The sequence below is a fragment of the Cyanobium sp. Lug-B genome (assembly GCF_024345635.1).
GTDB lineage: Bacteria > Cyanobacteriota > Cyanobacteriia > PCC-6307 > Cyanobiaceae > Cyanobium > Cyanobium minutissimum.
The window spans coordinates 19,264-35,082 of sequence record NZ_JAGQBM010000027.1; the positions used below are offsets into that span (position 1 = coordinate 19,264).

The 15,819-nt window shown below is 72.5% G+C and carries 16 protein-coding genes; 7 read left to right on the top strand and 9 right to left on the bottom strand.

All coding sequences use genetic code 11. The features are described from left to right. Nucleotides 1–8 precede the first annotated feature (8 nt). Together aroH and sppA are read right to left on the bottom strand one after the other, a co-directional pair. Nucleotides 9–425 carry a chorismate mutase gene (aroH, locus tag KBY81_RS08515; RefSeq protein WP_106220617.1) on the bottom strand — a complete coding sequence of 139 codons (417 nt, stop codon included), beginning with the start codon at nucleotides 423–425 and terminating at the stop codon, nucleotides 9–11. Nucleotides 426–429: 4 nt separating this feature from the next. Further along, the gene (sppA, locus tag KBY81_RS08520) at nucleotides 430–1,242 is read right to left on the bottom strand and encodes a signal peptide peptidase SppA (protein ID WP_254976238.1); all 813 of its coding nucleotides are present in this window, start codon (nucleotides 1,240–1,242) and stop codon (nucleotides 430–432) included. Between the two features lie 97 nt (nucleotides 1,243–1,339). On the opposite strand from sppA, the gene KBY81_RS08525 reads away from it, so the two are divergent. The 3 genes from KBY81_RS08525 to KBY81_RS08535 are packed head-to-tail and all read left to right on the top strand — an operon-like array spanning nucleotide 1,340 to nucleotide 5,452. After that, a complete protein-coding gene (locus tag KBY81_RS08525; protein WP_254976239.1) occupies nucleotides 1,340–2,302 on the top strand; it encodes a DMT family transporter in 963 nt (320 codons plus the stop codon). Then, nucleotides 2,299–3,564, top strand: coding sequence for a glycosyltransferase (locus KBY81_RS08530; protein ID WP_254976240.1), 1,266 nt, complete (start codon nucleotides 2,299–2,301; stop codon nucleotides 3,562–3,564). The genes KBY81_RS08525 and KBY81_RS08530 overlap by 4 nt, the downstream gene beginning before the upstream one ends. 25 nt (nucleotides 3,565–3,589) lie before the next feature. Next, a complete protein-coding gene (locus tag KBY81_RS08535; protein WP_254976241.1) occupies nucleotides 3,590–5,452 on the top strand; it encodes a glycosyltransferase family 39 protein in 1,863 nt (620 codons plus the stop codon). A 7-nt stretch (nucleotides 5,453–5,459) separates the two neighbouring features. On the opposite strand, the gene KBY81_RS08540 is transcribed toward KBY81_RS08535, so the two are convergent. From KBY81_RS08540 to hpf, 7 genes are all read right to left on the bottom strand, one after another. Then, entirely contained in the window at nucleotides 5,460–6,947 is a 1,488-nt protein-coding gene (locus KBY81_RS08540; protein WP_106220622.1) for a cell wall metabolism sensor histidine kinase WalK, read from the bottom strand. A 14-nt stretch (nucleotides 6,948–6,961) separates the two neighbouring features. Then, entirely contained in the window at nucleotides 6,962–7,441 is a 480-nt protein-coding gene (locus tag KBY81_RS08545; protein ID WP_106220623.1) for a response regulator transcription factor, read from the bottom strand. A gap of 75 nt (nucleotides 7,442–7,516) precedes the next feature. Beyond that, the gene (locus tag KBY81_RS08550) at nucleotides 7,517–8,704 is read right to left on the bottom strand and encodes a glycosyltransferase family 4 protein (RefSeq protein WP_106220624.1); all 1,188 of its coding nucleotides are present in this window, start codon (nucleotides 8,702–8,704) and stop codon (nucleotides 7,517–7,519) included. Between the two features lie 48 nt (nucleotides 8,705–8,752). Then, complete coding sequence (locus KBY81_RS08555; RefSeq protein WP_254976242.1) at nucleotides 8,753–10,093, bottom strand: MFS transporter; 1,341 nt, start codon at nucleotides 10,091–10,093, stop codon at nucleotides 8,753–8,755. Next, nucleotides 10,090–10,896 (bottom strand): DNA repair protein RecO, encoded by an 807-nt coding sequence (gene recO, locus KBY81_RS08560; protein WP_254976243.1) that lies wholly within the window; start codon nucleotides 10,894–10,896, stop codon nucleotides 10,090–10,092. Before recO ends, KBY81_RS08555 begins: the two co-directional genes overlap by 4 nt. After that, nucleotides 10,889–11,593: a deoxyribose-phosphate aldolase gene (gene deoC, locus KBY81_RS08565; protein WP_106220627.1), complete on the bottom strand. Its 705-nt coding sequence runs from the start codon at nucleotides 11,591–11,593 to the stop codon at nucleotides 10,889–10,891. Before deoC ends, recO begins: the two co-directional genes overlap by 8 nt. Further along, nucleotides 11,556–12,143 carry a ribosome hibernation-promoting factor, HPF/YfiA family gene (gene hpf, locus KBY81_RS08570; protein ID WP_106220628.1) on the bottom strand — a complete coding sequence of 196 codons (588 nt, stop codon included), beginning with the start codon at nucleotides 12,141–12,143 and terminating at the stop codon, nucleotides 11,556–11,558. Before hpf ends, deoC begins: the two co-directional genes overlap by 38 nt. Before the next feature lie 63 nt (nucleotides 12,144–12,206). On the opposite strand from hpf, the gene lipB reads away from it, so the two are divergent. The 4 genes from lipB to KBY81_RS08590 form a co-directional block, all read left to right on the top strand. Beyond that, nucleotides 12,207–12,923, top strand: coding sequence for a lipoyl(octanoyl) transferase LipB (gene lipB / locus KBY81_RS08575; protein WP_106220629.1), 717 nt, complete (start codon nucleotides 12,207–12,209; stop codon nucleotides 12,921–12,923). A gap of 26 nt (nucleotides 12,924–12,949) precedes the next feature. Further along, nucleotides 12,950–14,911, top strand: coding sequence for an AMP-binding protein (locus KBY81_RS08580; RefSeq protein ID WP_254976244.1), 1,962 nt, complete (start codon nucleotides 12,950–12,952; stop codon nucleotides 14,909–14,911). Between the two features lie 47 nt (nucleotides 14,912–14,958). Beyond that, nucleotides 14,959–15,402: a YlqD family protein gene (locus KBY81_RS08585; protein WP_015108919.1), complete on the top strand. Its 444-nt coding sequence runs from the start codon at nucleotides 14,959–14,961 to the stop codon at nucleotides 15,400–15,402. Between the two features lie 46 nt (nucleotides 15,403–15,448). Next, nucleotides 15,449–15,819, top strand: a 371-nt coding sequence (locus tag KBY81_RS08590; protein WP_315858499.1) for a biotin/lipoyl-containing protein, incomplete at its 3' end; no start/stop codon positions are given.

Here is a 15,819-nt window from a genome sequence, read left to right on the forward strand (position 1 = left end):
CCGCGCCTTCAGTGGTCGGCGGGGGAGCTGGCTGGGGCCGAAGGCTGGCCCGCATCGGCCCGGTCGGGCCGCAGCCGTGCCGCCTCCCGCAGATAGGGGTGGACCTCCTCCCGGCCGGCCTCGAGCCAGGCGTGGGCCAGCAGCCGGATGCAGCGGGGCAGGTCTCCGGCCACCGCCATCTGCTGGCAATCCAGCAGGGCGACCCGGCCCCAGTCGGCCCGGCGGCGGGCGATGGCGGCGGGGAAGCAGGCGTCCAGATCGGCCGTCACGGAGAAGGTCACCGAGAGCACCCGGTCCCCTGCCAGGTCGTTGCGCTGCAGCAGCTCCTCGATCAGTTCCGCCACGGCCTCCGCGATCGCATCGCCGGTGTTGGCGCTGGCGGTGGTGGCCCCCCGCAGGGCCCTCAGCTCAAGACCAGGCTTCATGACGTCAGGGGCGATGGAGCCAGAGGGGCTGGCCGCTCCAGGCCAGCTCCAGGCTCAGGGAGTGGGAGAGCTGCTGCAGCAGTGTGCTCCCCGGCAGCAGCCCCAGCAGCTTCCGGGGCGGTTTGCCGAAGCTGACCGTGCGGGTCTTCTCCGGATCCAGCCCGGCCAGCTCCGCCGCCAGGCGGCGGGCACTCTCTTCGTCCCCCAGCACATCCACCAGGCCGAGTTCCAGGGCCTGGGCGCCACTGAACACCCGCCCGTCGGCGAAGCTGCGCACCACCTCCGGCTCCAGGCCCCGGCCTGCGGCCACCGCCGCCACGAACTGGCCGTAGCTGGCGTCGATCAGCTCCTGCAGCAGTTGCCGTTCCGCCTCGGAGAGGGCGCGGTCGGGGGAAAGGATGTCCTTGTAAAGCCCGCTCTTGACGGTTTCGAAGCGGATGCCGATCCGCTTCAACAGCCTGGAGAGATCATTGCCGCGCAGGATCACGCCGATGGAGCCGGTGATGGTGCCGGGGTTGGCGACGATCTTCTCCGCCGCCACCCCCACATAGACGCCGCCGGAGGCGGAGATGTTGCCGAAGCTGGCCACCACCCGGCAGCCCTTCTCCCGCAGGCGCATCAGCGCCGCATGGATCTCCTGGCTGTCACCGACGGTGCCGCCGGGACTGTCGATGCGCAGCAGCAGGGCGGGGCACTCCCGCTGCTGCACCTGTTCGATGGCCTTCAGCACCCGGACGCGGGTGCCCCCGGCGATCGGCCCCTCGATGGCGATGCGCGCCAGGGTTCGTCGGGACTTGCGGCACCAGGGCCAGGGCATTGTGGAGATGCGCGGTGGCTGGATCTTAAAAAGAAGGCCCGGAGGGGCCTGCCCGCCGCCCCCCGTACCTCCACCGCCGCCCCAGGACGCCCGCCCCATGCCCCGGACCCTGCGCTGGGTGTTGATGCTCCTGCCCTTCGCCCTCTGGGGCACGGCGATGGCGGCGATGAAGCCGCTGCTGCTGGGGGCCTCGCCGGCCATGCTGGCCAGCCTGCGGCTGCTGCCGGCCGGGCTGGTGCTGCTGCTGGCGGCCCGCCTGCTGGGGCGGTCCTGGCGGGTCGATCCCGTGGACTGGCCCTGGCTGCTGCTGTTCGCCGCCGTGGACGGCAGCCTGTTCCAGGGGCTCCTGGCCCGGGGGCTGGGCGAGACCGGGGCGGGCCTGGGCTCGGTGCTGATCGATTCCCAGCCCCTGCTGGTGGCCCTGCTGGCCCGCACCCTGTTCGGTGAGGCGATCAACCCGGTGGGCTGGCTGGGCCTGCTGATCGGCCTGCTGGGCATCCTCTGCCTGGGACTGCCCGGGGAGGTGCTGCGCCACTGGTGGCTGCAGGGGCCGCCGGCCCTGCAGGGGCAGGCCTGGAGCCACGGCGAGGCCTGGATGCTGGGGGCGGCGGCGGCGATGGCGGTGGGCACGGTTCTCTGCCGCTACGCCACCCGCCGCAGCGATCCGGTCGCCGTCACCGGCTGGCACATGCTCCTGGGCGGGGTGCCCCTGGTGCTGGTGGCCGGCGGCGAGGCGCTGCTCCACCCGGCAACGGTGAGCTTCTGGCCCCACTGGAGCCCGCTGGAGTGGGGCCTGATGGCTTACGCCGCCCTGCTGGGCAGTGCCCTGGCCTATGGCCTGTTCTTCTGGTTCGCCAGCAGCGGCGACCTCACCGGCTTCACCGCCCTCACCTTCCTGACGCCGGTGTTCGCGGTGCTCTGCGGCGTGCTGCTGCTGGACGAGCGGCTGGGCCCGCTGCAGTGGCTGGGGGCGGCGCTGGCCCTGCTCTCGGTGCTGCTCATCAACCAACGCGGCCGGCTCTGGCAGGTGGGCGGGCGGACCGAGCCGGTGCCGCCATGAGCCGCACCGTCCTATTCGTCCATCAGAACTTTCCCGGCCAGTACCGGCACCTGGCGCCGGCCCTGCAGGCCCGCGGCGACCGGGTGGTGGCCATCGGCGGTCCCACCAGCCAGCCCCTGCCCGCCATTCCATTGCACCGCTACGACCCCCTGCCGCCCGGGGGGGTGCCGCCCTGCCACCCCTGGGCAGCCGATTTCCAGACCAAGATCCTGCGGGGCGAAGCGGTGGCCCGTTGCCTGGAGTCGCTGCTGGACGACGGCCTGCGGCCCGATCTGGTGGTCGGCCATCCGGGCTGGGGGGAACTGCTGGTGGTGAAGGACCTGCTGCCGGCCGTCCCGGTCCTGCACCAGGTGGAGTTCATCTACCAGCTGCAGGGGGGCGATGTGGGATTCGACCCGGAGTTCACCGACGCCGATTGGCGCCCCCGCGCCCGCCTGCGCCTGCGACGGGCCCCCCAGCTCCTGGCTCTCCAGGATCTGGACTGGGGAGTCGCCCCCACCCCCTGGCAGGCCAGCACCGTGCCGGAGCCCTATCGCCAGCGGCTGAGCGTGATCCACGAGGGCATCGACACGGCGGCGATCGCCCCCCAGGGTCCCGCCTGCCTGCAGCTGCAGCGCGCCGGGCTGAGCTTCGCCCCCGGCGATGAGGTGGTGAGCTTCGTGGCCAGGAATCTGGAGCCCTACCGGGGCTTCCACACCTTCATGCGCATGCTGCCCCTGCTGCAGCGGCTCAGGCCGAGGGCCCATGTGGTGATCGTCGGCGGCGATGGGGTGAGCTACGGCGCCGCCCCCCCCGGCGGCGGCAGCTGGAAGGAGGCGATGCTGGCGGAGCTGGGCGACAGCCTCGATCGGCGCCGCGTCCACTTCGTCGGTCGCGTGCCCCACCCGGTGCTGCATGAGCTGTTCCGGGTCACGGCCTGCCACGTCTATCTCACCGTTCCCTTCGTGCTCAGCTGGAGCCTGCTGGAGGCGATGAGCTGCGGGGCCCTGGTGATCGGCTCGGCCACGGCCCCGGTGCAGGACGTGATCGAGGACGGCCGCAACGGGCTGCTGGTGGACTTCTTCGACCACCGGGCCCTGGCCGAGCGGCTGGCGGCGGTGCTGGCAGGCCCCGAAGGCCACACCGGGCTGCGGCGGGAGGCCCGCCGGACGGTGGTGGAGCGGTTCGACCTGGGCCGGGTCTGTCTGCCCCGGCATCTGGAGCTCGTGGATCGGCTGATGGCCGGTGCGGCGACACAGGAGGGAGCGGCTGGGGAGCGATAGGTTCCCTCCGATTCGCCCAGCCGGTTTGACCGCCCTGTCCCGCCGCCAGCGCCGCCGGCTGCTGCTGCTCACCCTGCTGCTGGGGCTGGCGCTGTTCGCCTGGCAGCTGGGCAGCACCGGCCTGGTGGATGAGACGCCGCCGCTGTTCGCGGCTTCGGCGCGGGCGATGGCGGAGACGGGCGACTGGCTGATCCCCCGGGTCAACGGCCTGCCCCGCTACGACAAGCCGCCGCTGGTCTACTGGCTGATGGGGCTCGTCTACGCCCTGCCCGGCCAGGAGCAGTGGAACCCCCTCGGGACCTGGGCCGCCCGTTTCCCCTCCGCCCTGGCCGCCATCGGCGTGATGCTGGCCCTGGCGGACACCCTGCTGCGCTGGCCCCAGCCCCCGTTCCGGGCTGCCCCCGCCCCTACCGCCGCCGGCCCACCGAGGCCGGAGCGTCCGGGGCTGACGGCCCTCACCGCCGCCCTCGCCTTCGGCCTCTCGCCCCTGGCGCTCGCCTGGGGGCGCACGGCGGTGAGCGATTCCCTGTTCAGCGGCCTGGTGGCCCTGGCGCTGCTGCTCTGCTGGCAGGCCTATGCCGATCCCGGCCGGCGCTGGTGGCTGCCCTGGCCCGTGCTCGGGCTGGCCGTGCTGGCCAAGGGGCCGGTGGCGGTGGTGCTCCTGGGCCTCACCCTGCTGCTGTTCGGCTGGCTCCAGGCCGACATCGCCGGGCTGTGGCGGCGGCTGCGGCCGCTCCGGGGCCTGGCGCTCACCGCCCTGGTGGCGGCTCCCTGGTATCTGCTGGCCCTGTACAGCGAGGGCCGGCCCTTCTGGGACAGCTTCTTCGGATACCACAACATCCAGCGGTTCACCGAAGTGGTGAACCGGCACCTGCAGCCGTGGTGGTTCTTCGTGCCGGTGATGCTGGTGGCGAGCCTGCCCGTCTCACCGCTGCTGCTGGCCGGCCTGGCCCGGGCGATCGGACCGCTGCGGCGCTCCTGGTGTCCCACCTGGCCCCAGCCCCCCGCCGCCTCCCTGGCCCGCTTCGCCGCCTGCTGGCTGCTGGCGGTGCTGCTGTTCTTCACCGCCGCCGCCACCAAGCTGCCGAGCTACTGGCTGCCCGCCACCCCCGCTGCGGCCCTGCTGATCGCCCTGGCGGCCCAGACGGGCTGGTCCGGTGCGGGCGGTCGCCCCTGGGAGCGCTGGGCCTGGGGCCTCTGTCTGCTGCTGGTGAGTGGCCTGGGTCTGGTGTTCCTGGTGGCGCCCCTCTGGCTGCCGCTGATCCAGGATCCGGAGATGCCCACGCTGGCCTCGGAGCTGCGGGACAGCCCGCTGGTGCCGGTGGTGGCCGCCTGCTGGTTGCTGGCCGCCCTGCTGGGCTGGATCACCCGGCGCCGCCGCCCGCCCCTGCGCCTGCTGGCCCTGCAGCTGCCCCTGGTGCTGTTCGTGCCTGCGGCCCTGCTGCCGCTGTGGAGCGTGGGTGATCGCCTGCGGGGTGAGCCCGTGCGCCGCATGGCGGCGGCCCTGCAGCGCGAGGGCCGTCCGGGGGAGCCGGTGGCGATGGTGGGCGTGCTCAAGCCCTCCCTGCACTACTACAGCCGGCGGGTGGTGATCTACGAGGGCATCGGCGTGGAGGGTCCGATCAACCTGGCGGACCGGCTGCGCCGGGAACGCCGGGTGGGCCAGCGGCCCAGCCGACCGGAGGAGCAGCCCACGGTGCTGGTGGTGATCGATCGGACCACCGCCGGTGCCCCCTTCTGGCGCCATCTCGGCGCCAGCGAACTGGAGCGCGCCGGGGTCTACCGGTTGTGGCGCCTTGATCGCCGCCGCCTGGAGGACTCCGTGGCCATGCTGCGTCGGAAGGGGTTCGCCCCCGATTGGCAGGACCCCCGGCCGGAGCGCTACTGAGCTGCGGTTACGGGGCCGCCGGCAGGTGGATGTGGAAGCGGCTCCCCACCCCGATCTCGCTGTCGACGTCGATGGAGCCCCCCATGGCCTCCACCAGCAGCTTCACCACCGACAGCCCAAGACCCGAGCCCCGTTCGTGCTCGATGGCGTTGCGGCCGCGGTGGAAGCGATCGAACACCTTGGGGATGTCCTCCGGGGGGATGCCGATGCCCTGATCCCGGACGGTGATGCACAGCTCGGCGTCGTTCCGCGTCAGTTCGAGGCTGATCGGCCGACCCGGCGCCGAGTACTTGTCGGCGTTCTCGATCAGGTTGAGCAGCACCTGCTGGAGGCGATCGGTCTCGGCCACCGCCCGGACCGGCCCCTCGGCGGCCTCCTCGGGAAGGGTGAGCAGCAGCGGGCGTGACAGCTGGCTGCGGGCGAGGTCGCAGGCGGTGGTCAGCACCTCGTCGACGGCCACCGGGGCCAGCACCATCTGCAGCTGGCCCGACTCACTGCGGGAGAGATCCAGCAGGTCATTGAGCATGCGGGTGATGCGGTGGGTCTCGGCCTCGGTGGTGGCGAGGGCGCGCATCTGCTCGGGGTCCAGATTCTGGCCGCGCCGCTGCAAGCGGCGCAGGTAGCCGCCGATGATCATCAGGGGGTTGCGCAGCTCATGGGAGACGAGCCCCACGAAGTGCCGCTGCTGGCTCCAGGCCAGGGCCAGCCGGTCGAGCAGGCCATTGAAGGACTGGGCGAGCTCCTCCACCTCCAGGGGCGCCTGCTCGAGCTTGAGGTGGCTGCTGGCCAGGCTTTCGCTGGTGACGCCGGCGGCCATGCGATGGAGATCCCGCAGCGGCTGGAGCAGGCGGCGGGTGAGCACGGAAATCGCCACCAGGGTGAGCACCAGGCTCAGGATCCACACCACCGCCAGCCCCAGCAGCATGCTGCGCAGGCTGGCCACGTTGTTGCTGATGTCTTCGGCGACCCAGAGCTGGCTGCCTCCGGAGGAACGGTGCAGGGTGTAGGTGAGAAAGCTGTTGCCCTCCGGATCCTTGACCAGGCGGCGGTCCGTGCCGATCAGCAGGGGCGCGAAGGACCGGACCGACCAGGCGCCGCTGTGGGCCGCCATCGCCTGGCCGACCACGCCGGGAAGGGCCAGCAGTTCGCCGGTCCCTTGCCCGGGCAGCAGCAGGGAGCCATCCTCGTGCTGCACCCAGAAGAAGCGCTCCCGGTCACTGCGGCGCTCCAGCTCCACGCGCAGCAGGTCGGCGTGGGCGACGGACGGATCGGCGACGAGCCGGTCGAGGGCGTCGGCCAGGGAGCCCGCCCCCAGCCGCTGACCATGGTGCTGGTGATGCAGCAGACAGTCCCGGTTGATCAGCAGGGTGAAGGCGGAGGCGGCACTGAACCCGAGGAAGACGGAGGTGAAGGCCGCCAGCCGGAGCTGGCCCAGCAGACTCCCGAACAGTCGGTGACGCCAGCCACGGGGAGGGGCCCCGGTCGGGGGGGCCATCGGTGGATGCGTCGTCACAGGTGGCGGTTCTCGCTCCCCCTGGGCAGGAGCCGTTCCAGCAGGTCGGGCAGCCTGTCGAGCAGTTCGTGCTTGAGCACGTAGTCGTCGGCTCCGGCCGCCTGGGCCTGGCGGCGCCGCTCGGGGTCGTTCAGGGAGGTGAAGATGACCACCGGCACGGTGCACCCCTGGCTGCGCAGGTCCCGCAGGCATTCGATGCCGTCACAGTCGGGCATCTGCACGTCGAGGAAGACAAGATCGATCCCCCCCTCGGCCAGCCGCGTCGCGAGGCCCTGGCCGTTGGTCAGCGCCACCACCTCGCAGCCGGAGTCCGCCAGCTCCTCCGCCACCATGGCCCGGATGTGGGGGTCATCGTCGACGATCGAGACGGTGGGCCGAGCGGTGAGGGCCCCATCGGAACCACCCATGACCTGGGTGGCGATGGGGACGATCGCCTGCTGGACCGAGCGTCCCTGGAGGGGAAGGGGGGAGTTCATCGCACCTGGATCCTGGGCTCATCTTGACGCGATCCGTGCCGATCGGCAGCGCCGGGGCGGGGCCGGAGCGACCGGTCAGACCGCCACCGGCTGCGGGCACAGCTCGCCGTAGAGCCGCTCCAGGGCGTCGATGTTGCCGGTGAGGGTGTAACGCTCCAGGGCCCTCTGGCGGGCCCGGCGCCCCAGCTCGGCCGTGAGCACGGGCTGGTCCCGCAGCACCGGCAGCAGGGTGCGCAGCTGGGTGGTGACGCCCTGGGTGCTGATCACGATCCCCGCTCCTCCCTCCAGCACCTCGCCATCGGCACCGGCATCGGTGGCCACGCAGGCGGTGCCGCAGGCCATGGCCTCCAGCAGGGCCAGGGAGAGCCCCTCCACCAGGGACGGCAGCAGGAACACCTCAGCGAGCTGCAGCAGCGCCACCCGGCGGGCGCGGCTGGCCTCGTAGCCCCACCAGATCACATCGGCTTCGCTGCCGCTCTGCAGGGACGAGCGCAGCGGCCCGTCCCCCACGATCACCAGCACGCAGCCCTGGGGGCGCACCAGCCGCCAGGCCTTCAGCAGGGCCTCGACGTTCTTCTCGGTGGCCACCCGCCCCATGTAGAGGAAGACGCGGCGGCCGCCCACCTGGAGCCGCAGCTGGGCCAGATCGGGTTCGCGGCCCGGGGCGGCCGGGGCCCAGGTGTCGGTGTCGACCCCGTTGGGGATCACCGCCAGCCGTTCCCGCCGCACCCCCAGGCGCACGAGCACCTCCGCCTGCAGCTCGGAGAACACGATCACCCGGTCGAACTTCGCCAGGGAGGGGGCGTAGAGCTGGTAGGTGAGCTGCTGGGTGCCGGCGGTGAGGTTGCGCAGCCCGGCGTCGAAGGGGGGATGGAAGGTGGCGACCAGGGGCAGACCCAGCTGCTGGCAGAGGTCGGGCAGGCGGAAGTCGAGGGGGGAGAGGGTGAGGCTGGCGTGCACCAGATCGGGCCGCAGCCGCTCCAGGGACTCCCGCAGCTCCCGCTGGGCCCCGGGGGAGGGGATCGTGTACACCTGCGACTTCACCAGGTAGGGCAGGGCCACCTCGGGGTTGGCCTCGGGCCCCCCCGGCGGATCCAGCTCGCCGCCCCCTGCCTCCGGCCGCCCCAGGGAAGGGGTGGGCGTGTCGAAGTGGATGAAGCTCACCGCGTGGCCGCGCTGCCGCAGGGCTTCAGTGGTGCTAAGGCCGTAGGTGACGTTGCCGCAGAACGGAGATTTCTTGCCCAGCCAGGCAATGTGCATCACCTGTATGGCCCCACGCAACAGCGGAATGTAGCAGCGTTGGGCGGGCGCTCAGCTGCGGCGCCAGGGCCGCTCACTCAGGGCGGCGACCGCGGCGATGGCCGCCAGGCCCCAGAGCACCGGCAGCAGTCCGTAGCGGCTCACCACGGTGCCCGCCAGCACCAGGGGCAGGCTGAGGGCGATGTTGATCAGGTTGTTCTGGAGCCCGAACACCCGGCCGCGCTGGCTCTCCGGGGTGTCCTCCTGGATGGTCGTCTGGGCGGGGATCGCCAGCAGGGCGGCGCCCACCCCCAGCAGGCCGCAGAGCAGCAGGGTGAACACCAGGTTGCCGCGCAGCTGCCCCAGCAGCACCAGGCACCAGGCGATGGTCCCGAGCCCGGCACTGGCCAGCCCGCGGCGGCTGAAGCGTTCGCCCAGCTGGGCCATGGCCAGGGCTCCCACCGCCAGCCCCAGCCCGCTCATCGCCAGCAGCACACCGAAGCGGGTGGGACCGAGCCCGCCGATGGCGGCCGCCAGGCTGATCGCCAGCACGTACAGGGCCGCCAGCAGGCTATAGAGCAGCACCAGCTGGATCATGGCGCTGCGCACATTGGGCCGCTCCCGCAGCACCTGCACCCCCTCGCCGATCTCCTCCCAGACGGAGATGGAGCGCGGCACCCGCGGCGGTTCGGGAATCTCGATCCCGGCGATGGCCACGGCCGCGGCGCCGTAGCAGAGCGGCAGCAGCACGAACTCCCCCCCCGGAATCCCCACCTGGGCCAGCAGGGCGCGCAGCAGGCGCAGGATCGGGTCGCCGAGGGCGAACCCGACGATCGTGGCCGCCATGCTGGTGGCCTGGTACACGGAGTTGGCCGCCAGCAGCTGGGGGGTGCTGACAAGAAGGGGAATGGCCGCCTGCTCCGCCGGGGCGAAAAACTGGGTGAGCACCGACTCAAAGAACGTCATGGCCACCAGGGCCCAGTAGCCCCAGCTCAACCCCAGCCACATCGGCCCCGGCAGCAGGCACAGGGGGGCCAGCATCACCAGGGCGGCCCGCAGGCCGTTGGAGGCCACCATCACGGTGCGCTTCGGCCAGCGGTCGGCCCACACCCCCGCCACCGTCCCCAGCAGCATCGCCGGCACGGTGTTGGCGACATAGATGCCGGTGGCCAGCAGGGTGATCATCTGGGCCCGGGTCTCGAAGCCCATCCGGAAGGCGGCGGCCGCCTCGGCCAGGGCCGCATTGTTCTGCGGCGTGTCCGTCACCCAGTACTGGGCGATCAGGAACACCATCAGCACGATGTAGAACTTGTCCGCCAGCTGGGAGAACACCTGGCCGATCCAGAGGCGCCGGAACCCCGGCAGGGCCAGGACGGCGGCCAGCCCCCTCTCGGTATTGCCGCTCGGGCTCATGCTGGCTCGGACGGATGGGAGGGCATCGGGTCGCAGGCGGTCCGCAGCAGTCTGAAGGCTCGTGGTCGCTGACCGAGATGCTCGCCGCACCAGGCCTCCACCAGGTCGAGCAGGTGCAGCCACACCGCCTCCGGTCCCATCAGCTGGCCGTCCCGGCTTCGGGGTGGGGCGGGACGCGTCAGCCGCTGCAGCAGGGCCAGCTCGGAAGGGTTGAGCATCACCCGGGCGCCCGGGATCGCCCCGATCGCCAGTCCCTCGCTGGGCAGCAGGCTGCAGCGCCATGACCAGTCGCCGATCGGCGGCACGAGGGGCGCCCCGCTGCGGACGCAGTGCTGCAGGGGCAGGGCGAAGCCCCCCAGGGCCAGCAGGTGGATGCTCCCCTGCACCGCCACCGCCAGGGCCTCCACCCGCCCGGCCCGCTCCGTCACCACGGCCTCCAGGCGCCCGAGCTGGAGCAGCAGGTCGGCGAGCACCCCTGGGGCGGGCGTCTCACCGGGCACCAGCTTCAGGCAGAGCTCAGCCAGCGCCTGGGCGGCGGCCAGGGTCTCCAGGCGCTGGGCCAGGCCGCTGTAGTTGCGCAGCACCCGCAGCTGGCGCACCCGCCGCAGGCCGCCGCGACCCCCCACCTGCAGCATCAGATGGGCCAGGGGCACCGCCGCCGCCAGGCTGCTCTTCGGCCGGCGCGCCCCCGGCACCGCCAGCCGTGTCAGCCCCTCGGCCTCGCTCAACAGGGTGAGCAGCCGGTCGTGTTCCCCCAGGGGGCGGCAGGTGAGGGCCAGACCCTCCAGGTGCTGTTCAGGCACCGGCGCGCAGCGCCTGCATCAGGGCCACGCCCCGGCTCGTGCCCAGCCGGCCGGCACCGGCCGCCACCAGGGCCAGCGCCTGGTCGAGATCGGCGATGCCACCGGCGGCCTTCACCGCCGCCCGGCCCCGGGCCAGGGCCACCAGCCGGCCCACCTGCTCGGGGGTCACCGGCGGGCCGAAGCCGCTGCCGCTCTTGAGGTGGCGCACCCCGGCATCGATGCTGATCTCCACCAGCAGCTCCAGGGCCTCCGGGTCGAGGCGGCCCATCTCCAGGATCACCTTGACCGGCAGGCCCAGGTCGGTGATGGCCGCCAGATCGTCGAGCACGGCGGTGCCGTCGCCATCGGCCAGGGCGCCGAAATCGGGGACAACGTCGAGTTCGTCGGCCCCGGCGGCGGCGGCCCACTCCGCCTCGGCCCGCTTGATCGCCGCGGGGATGGCCCCGAAGGGGAACCCCACCACGGCGACCAGCTTCACCGTTCCGTCGACCGGCAGCCGCTCGCGGGCCACGGGCAGCCAGCGGGAGGCCAGACACACCCCGGCGAAGCCGAAGTGGCGGGCCTCATCGCAGCAGCGCAGGATGGCCTCCCGGCCCCGGTGGGGATCCAGCAGGGCGTGGTCGATCAGGGGGGCGAGGTCGGGCCGGTCGGTCTCCCGCTCAGGTGTCACGGGCCTGGATGACGCCGAATCCGCCATGGTTGCGGCGGTAGACCACCTGGATCTGGCCCGTGCCCGCGTCGCGGAACATGTAGAAGTCGTGGTCGATCAGATCCAGCTGATGCAGGGCCTCCTCCAGGTCCATCGCCGGCATGGCGAAGTACTTGCGGCGCACGCCGCGATGGGGGACGGCGGGCTCGAGGCCATCGGTGAGGGAGCCCCCGGGGTTGGGCAGGGTGGCGGCTCCGGCTTCCTCGGCGGCGGCGGAACGGTGCACCGGACCCTGGCTGCGCTCCTGCAGCCGGTCCTTGTAGCGGGTCAGCTGCCGGCTCAGCTTGGTGGCCACCATGTCGATGCTGGCGTAGAGGTTCTCGCTGCGTTCCTGGGCCCGGATCACCACCCCGTTGGCGAAGACCGTGACTTCCGCCGTCTGCTGCGGCACACGGGGATTGCGGGCCACCGACAGATGCACGTCGGCTTCCTTGACGATGCCATCGAAATGGCTGATGGCGCGATTGAGCTTGGTTTCGGTGTACTCCCTGATCGCCGGTGTGACGTCGAGATTGCGGCCGTGGATCAGCAGTTTCATTCGGGTGCCTGCCTCCAGAGGAATTCTGGCTCTGGGACAACCTCAAGCTAGGAACGCCGCTGCATGGCCCCCAACACTCCCGCAATTCTTTTTGAAGCCCGCTCCCCGGTGCCCTTCCCCCTGGCCTGGGAGTGGCAGCGCCGCCTGCAGCGGCGCCGGCTCGACGATCCCGCCGCGCCCGACGCCCTGCTGCTGCTGCAGCACACCCCCTGCTACACCCTGGGCCGGGGGGCCAGCCTGGAGCACCTCGGCTTCGATCCGGCCCACCCGCCCCTGCCGCTGCACCGCATCGACCGCGGTGGCGAGGTGACCCACCATCTGCCTGGCCAGTTGGTGCTCTACCCGGTGCTCGACCTGCAGCGCCATGGCGGCGACCTGCACCTCTATCTGCGGGCCCTGGAGGACGTGGTGCTGGCCGTGCTGCAGGAGCTGGGGCTGGAGGGGGAGCGCCTCGAGGGCCTCACCGGGGTCTGGCTCGAGGGCCGCAAGCTGGCGGCGATCGGTGTCGGCGCCCGGCGCTGGATCAGCCAGCACGGTCTGGCCCTGAACGTCGACTGCCCCCTGGAGGGCTTCGGGGCGATCGTGCCCTGCGGGCTCGCCGGCCGGCCGGTGGGACGGCTGGTGGACTGGCGGCCCGCCCTCACCTCCGACCAGGTGGCGCCGCTGCTGCTGGCGGCCTTCGCCCGCCGCTTCGGCGTGGCCCTGCGGCCGCCGGGGCCACAGGAGGGACTGGCTGGCCTGGGGGAGGGGGGAGACGGGTCGGGACTGGGAGAATCCTGACCTTCTGTTATGCGTGCCGGCCGCCCATGAACGCCAGAGCCGAGATCCACTGGGGCGGCAGCGCCCAGGACCGCCGTGCCCTCGCCGCCCGCCGCGACTGGAGCCAGCTCGAGGGACTGGAGGGCCTCTGGCCGGAACTGGAGCGCTTGTACGGCCCCCAGGTGGCGCTGGAGGCCCCCCACAGCCGCCATCCGGAGACGCTGCGCTACGGCGAACTGCGCCAGGCCATCGACCGGGCGGCGGCGGCCTTCGCCGATCTGGGGGTGGGGGCCGGCGACGTGGTGGCCCTGTTCGCGGAGAACGGTCCCCGCTGGCTGGTGGCCGACCAGGGGCTGATGCGGGCCGGGGCGGCCGATGCGGTGCGCGGCAGCGCGGCCCCGGCCGAAGAGCTGCGCTACATCCTTGAAGACGCCGGCGCGGTGGGGGCGGTGCTGGAGTCGGCCGCCCTGCTGGAACGGCTGGCCCTCGACGGGCCGGCCCTGCGGCGGCTGCGCTTCGTCGTGCTGCTGGAGGGGGAGGCCCCGGCCGTGCCCCTGCCGCTGCCCTGCCTCACCTGGGACGCGCTGCTGCAGCGCGGCGCCGCCAGCCCCCTGCCGCCCGTCCCCACGGGCGGGCCCGGGCGCCTGGCCACGCTCCTGTACACCTCCGGCACCACGGGCCAGCCCAAGGGGGTGCCCCTCAGCCACGCGAACGTCCTGCACCAGCTGGGCACCCTGGGGGTGGCGGTGGCACCCAGCCCTGGCGACCACGTGCTGTCGGTGCTGCCGATCTGGCATGCCTACGAGCGCACCGCCGAGTACTTCCTGCTCAGCTGTGGCTGCCGCCAGACCTACACCACCCTCAAGCAGCTGCGCTCCGATCTGCAGAAGGTCCGGCCCCAGTACCTGATCAGCGTGCCGCGGCTGTGGGAGGCCCTGCTCTCCGGCTTCGAGGACGCCCTGGCCGCCATGCCCGCCTCCCGCCAGCGCCTGCTGCGCCGCGCCCTCGCCGTCAGCCGGGCCTTCCACCGGCGGCGGCGGACGGCCCTGGATCTCACCCTGAAGCCGGTCGGGGCCGCCGACCGGCTTGTGGCCGCCGCCGGCGCCCTGCTGCTCTGGCCGCTGCACGGGACGGCCAGCGCCCTGCTCTGGCCGAAGGTGCGCGGCCAGCTGGTGGGGGGGCGGCTGCGCACCGCCATCAGCGGCGGCGGGGCCCTGGCCATCCATGTGGATGGGTTCTTCGAAGCCGTCGGCATCGAGCTGCTGGTGGGCTACGGCCTCACCGAGACCAGCCCGGTGCTCGCCTGCCGCCGGCCCTGGAGCAACCGCCGCGGCAGCGCCGGCCAGCCCCTTCCGGACACCGCCCTGAAGGTGGTGGATCCCGCCACCAGGGCTCCGCTGCCGGTGGGGGAGCGGGGGCTGGTGCTGGCCAGGGGGCCCCAGGTGATGGGGGGGTACCACAACAAGCCCGAGGCCACGGCGAAGGTGCTGGATGGCGAGGGCTGGTTCGACACCGGTGACCTGGGCCTGCTGCTGGCCGACGGCACCCTGGTGCTGACCGGCCGGGCCAAGGACACGATTGTGCTCAGCAGTGGCGAGAACATCGAGCCCGGCCCCCTGGAGGAGGCCCTGGTGGCCTCGCCGCTGGTGGAGCAGGTGATGCTGGTGGGCCAGGACCGCAAGCAGCTCGGGGCCCTGGTGGTGCCGAAAGCGGAGGCGCTGCAGGCGTTCGCGGCCGAGGCGAAGCTACCCTGTCCCGGCCCGGAGGAGGCCCCCGCCGCCGCCGATCCGGCCCTGCTGCGGGCGCTCTGCCGTGAGTGCAACCGCCTGCTGGCGGCCCGGCCGGGCTCCCGGGCCGACGAGCGGCTGGGCGGCGTCGCCCTGGTGGAGCCCTTCAGCATTGACAACGGCCTGCTTACCCAGACCCTCAAGCAGCGCCGCGATCGGATCGCCGACCGGGACCGCGCCGCCATCGCCGCCCTCTATGGCGAGAGCGGATCCCACGGTTGACCGGACCCCCCGTCGCCTGACAGCCTGAGCCCTGCACCTGCAGTCCCATGGCCGACGGCACCAGCCTCAACATCAAGCGATCGATCACGGTGCGTGCCGTGGTGACACCGCGCTGGAAGGAGGATGCCGAGCGGGAGCTCAGCAATGCACTCACCAACTTTGACCAGCAGCTGGCCCAGCTGGAGCAGGAGGGGCAGCGGCTGATCGACGAGATCCGCCGTCAGAGCATCAACCCCCTCGATCCCCGGGTGCAGGAGCAGGTGGGTTCGGTGCAGCAGCAGGTGGCGGCCAAGCGCGCCGAGTTCGAGGAGCAGAAACGCCAGGTGCTGGAACAGCAGCGCCAGGTGCGGGAACTGGAGATGGAGCAGGTGGTGGAGCAGGGGCAGATCGAGAGCTTCTGTGACGTCCAGGTGGGCGACAACCTGGTGCAGAAGCTGCAGGTGTCGGTGCTCGTGAGGGATGGGGTGATCGAGGCGATCGAGGGGGGCTGATCCTTCCGCCGCCTAAAATCCCCCCCATCACAGAGGCAGTCCCCCGTTGGCCACCCACGAAATCTTCATGCCGGCCCTCAGCTCCACCATGACGGAGGGCAAGATAGTGGAGTGGCTCAAGAAACCCGGTGAGCGGGTCGAGCGGGGCGAGTCGGTGCTCGTGGTCGAGTCCGACAAGGCGGACATGGATGTGGAGGCCTTCCAGGAGGGCTTCCTGGCCGCCGTGCTGATGGAGGCGGGCAGCACCGCGCCGGTGGGCGAAACGATCGGCCTGATCGTGGAAACCGAAGCGGAGATCGCGGCGGCCAAGGCAGCAGCCCCGGCCCCTGCCGCGGCTGCACCCAGCCCTGCATCGGCCGCACCAGCACCCGCTCCAGCTGCGGCGGCCCCCACCCCAGCCGCGCCCGCACCGGCACC

Bases quoted from the DNA above. Each gene is read 5' to 3' on its own strand.
- aroH (WP_106220617.1), bottom strand. From the start codon at position 425: ATGAAGCCTGGTCTTGAGCTGAGGGCCCTGCGGGGGGCCACCACCGCC.
- sppA (WP_254976238.1), bottom strand. From the start codon at position 1,242: ATGCCCTGGCCCTGGTGCCGCAAGTCCCGACGAACCCTGGCGCGCATC.
- KBY81_RS08525 (WP_254976239.1), top strand. From the start codon at position 1,340: ATGCCCCGGACCCTGCGCTGGGTGTTGATGCTCCTGCCCTTCGCCCTC.
- KBY81_RS08530 (WP_254976240.1), top strand. From the start codon at position 2,299: ATGAGCCGCACCGTCCTATTCGTCCATCAGAACTTTCCCGGCCAGTAC.
- KBY81_RS08540 (WP_106220622.1), bottom strand. From the start codon at position 6,947: ATGGCCCCCCCGACCGGGGCCCCTCCCCGTGGCTGGCGTCACCGACTG.
- KBY81_RS08545 (WP_106220623.1), bottom strand. From the start codon at position 7,441: ATGAACTCCCCCCTTCCCCTCCAGGGACGCTCGGTCCAGCAGGCGATC.
- KBY81_RS08555 (WP_254976242.1), bottom strand. From the start codon at position 10,093: ATGAGCCCGAGCGGCAATACCGAGAGGGGGCTGGCCGCCGTCCTGGCC.
- deoC (WP_106220627.1), bottom strand. From the start codon at position 11,593: ATGGCGGATTCGGCGTCATCCAGGCCCGTGACACCTGAGCGGGAGACC.
- hpf (WP_106220628.1), bottom strand. From the start codon at position 12,143: ATGAAACTGCTGATCCACGGCCGCAATCTCGACGTCACACCGGCGATC.
- lipB (WP_106220629.1), top strand. From the start codon at position 12,207: ATGGCCCCCAACACTCCCGCAATTCTTTTTGAAGCCCGCTCCCCGGTG.
- KBY81_RS08580 (WP_254976244.1), top strand. From the start codon at position 12,950: ATGAACGCCAGAGCCGAGATCCACTGGGGCGGCAGCGCCCAGGACCGC.
- KBY81_RS08585 (WP_015108919.1), top strand. From the start codon at position 14,959: ATGGCCGACGGCACCAGCCTCAACATCAAGCGATCGATCACGGTGCGT.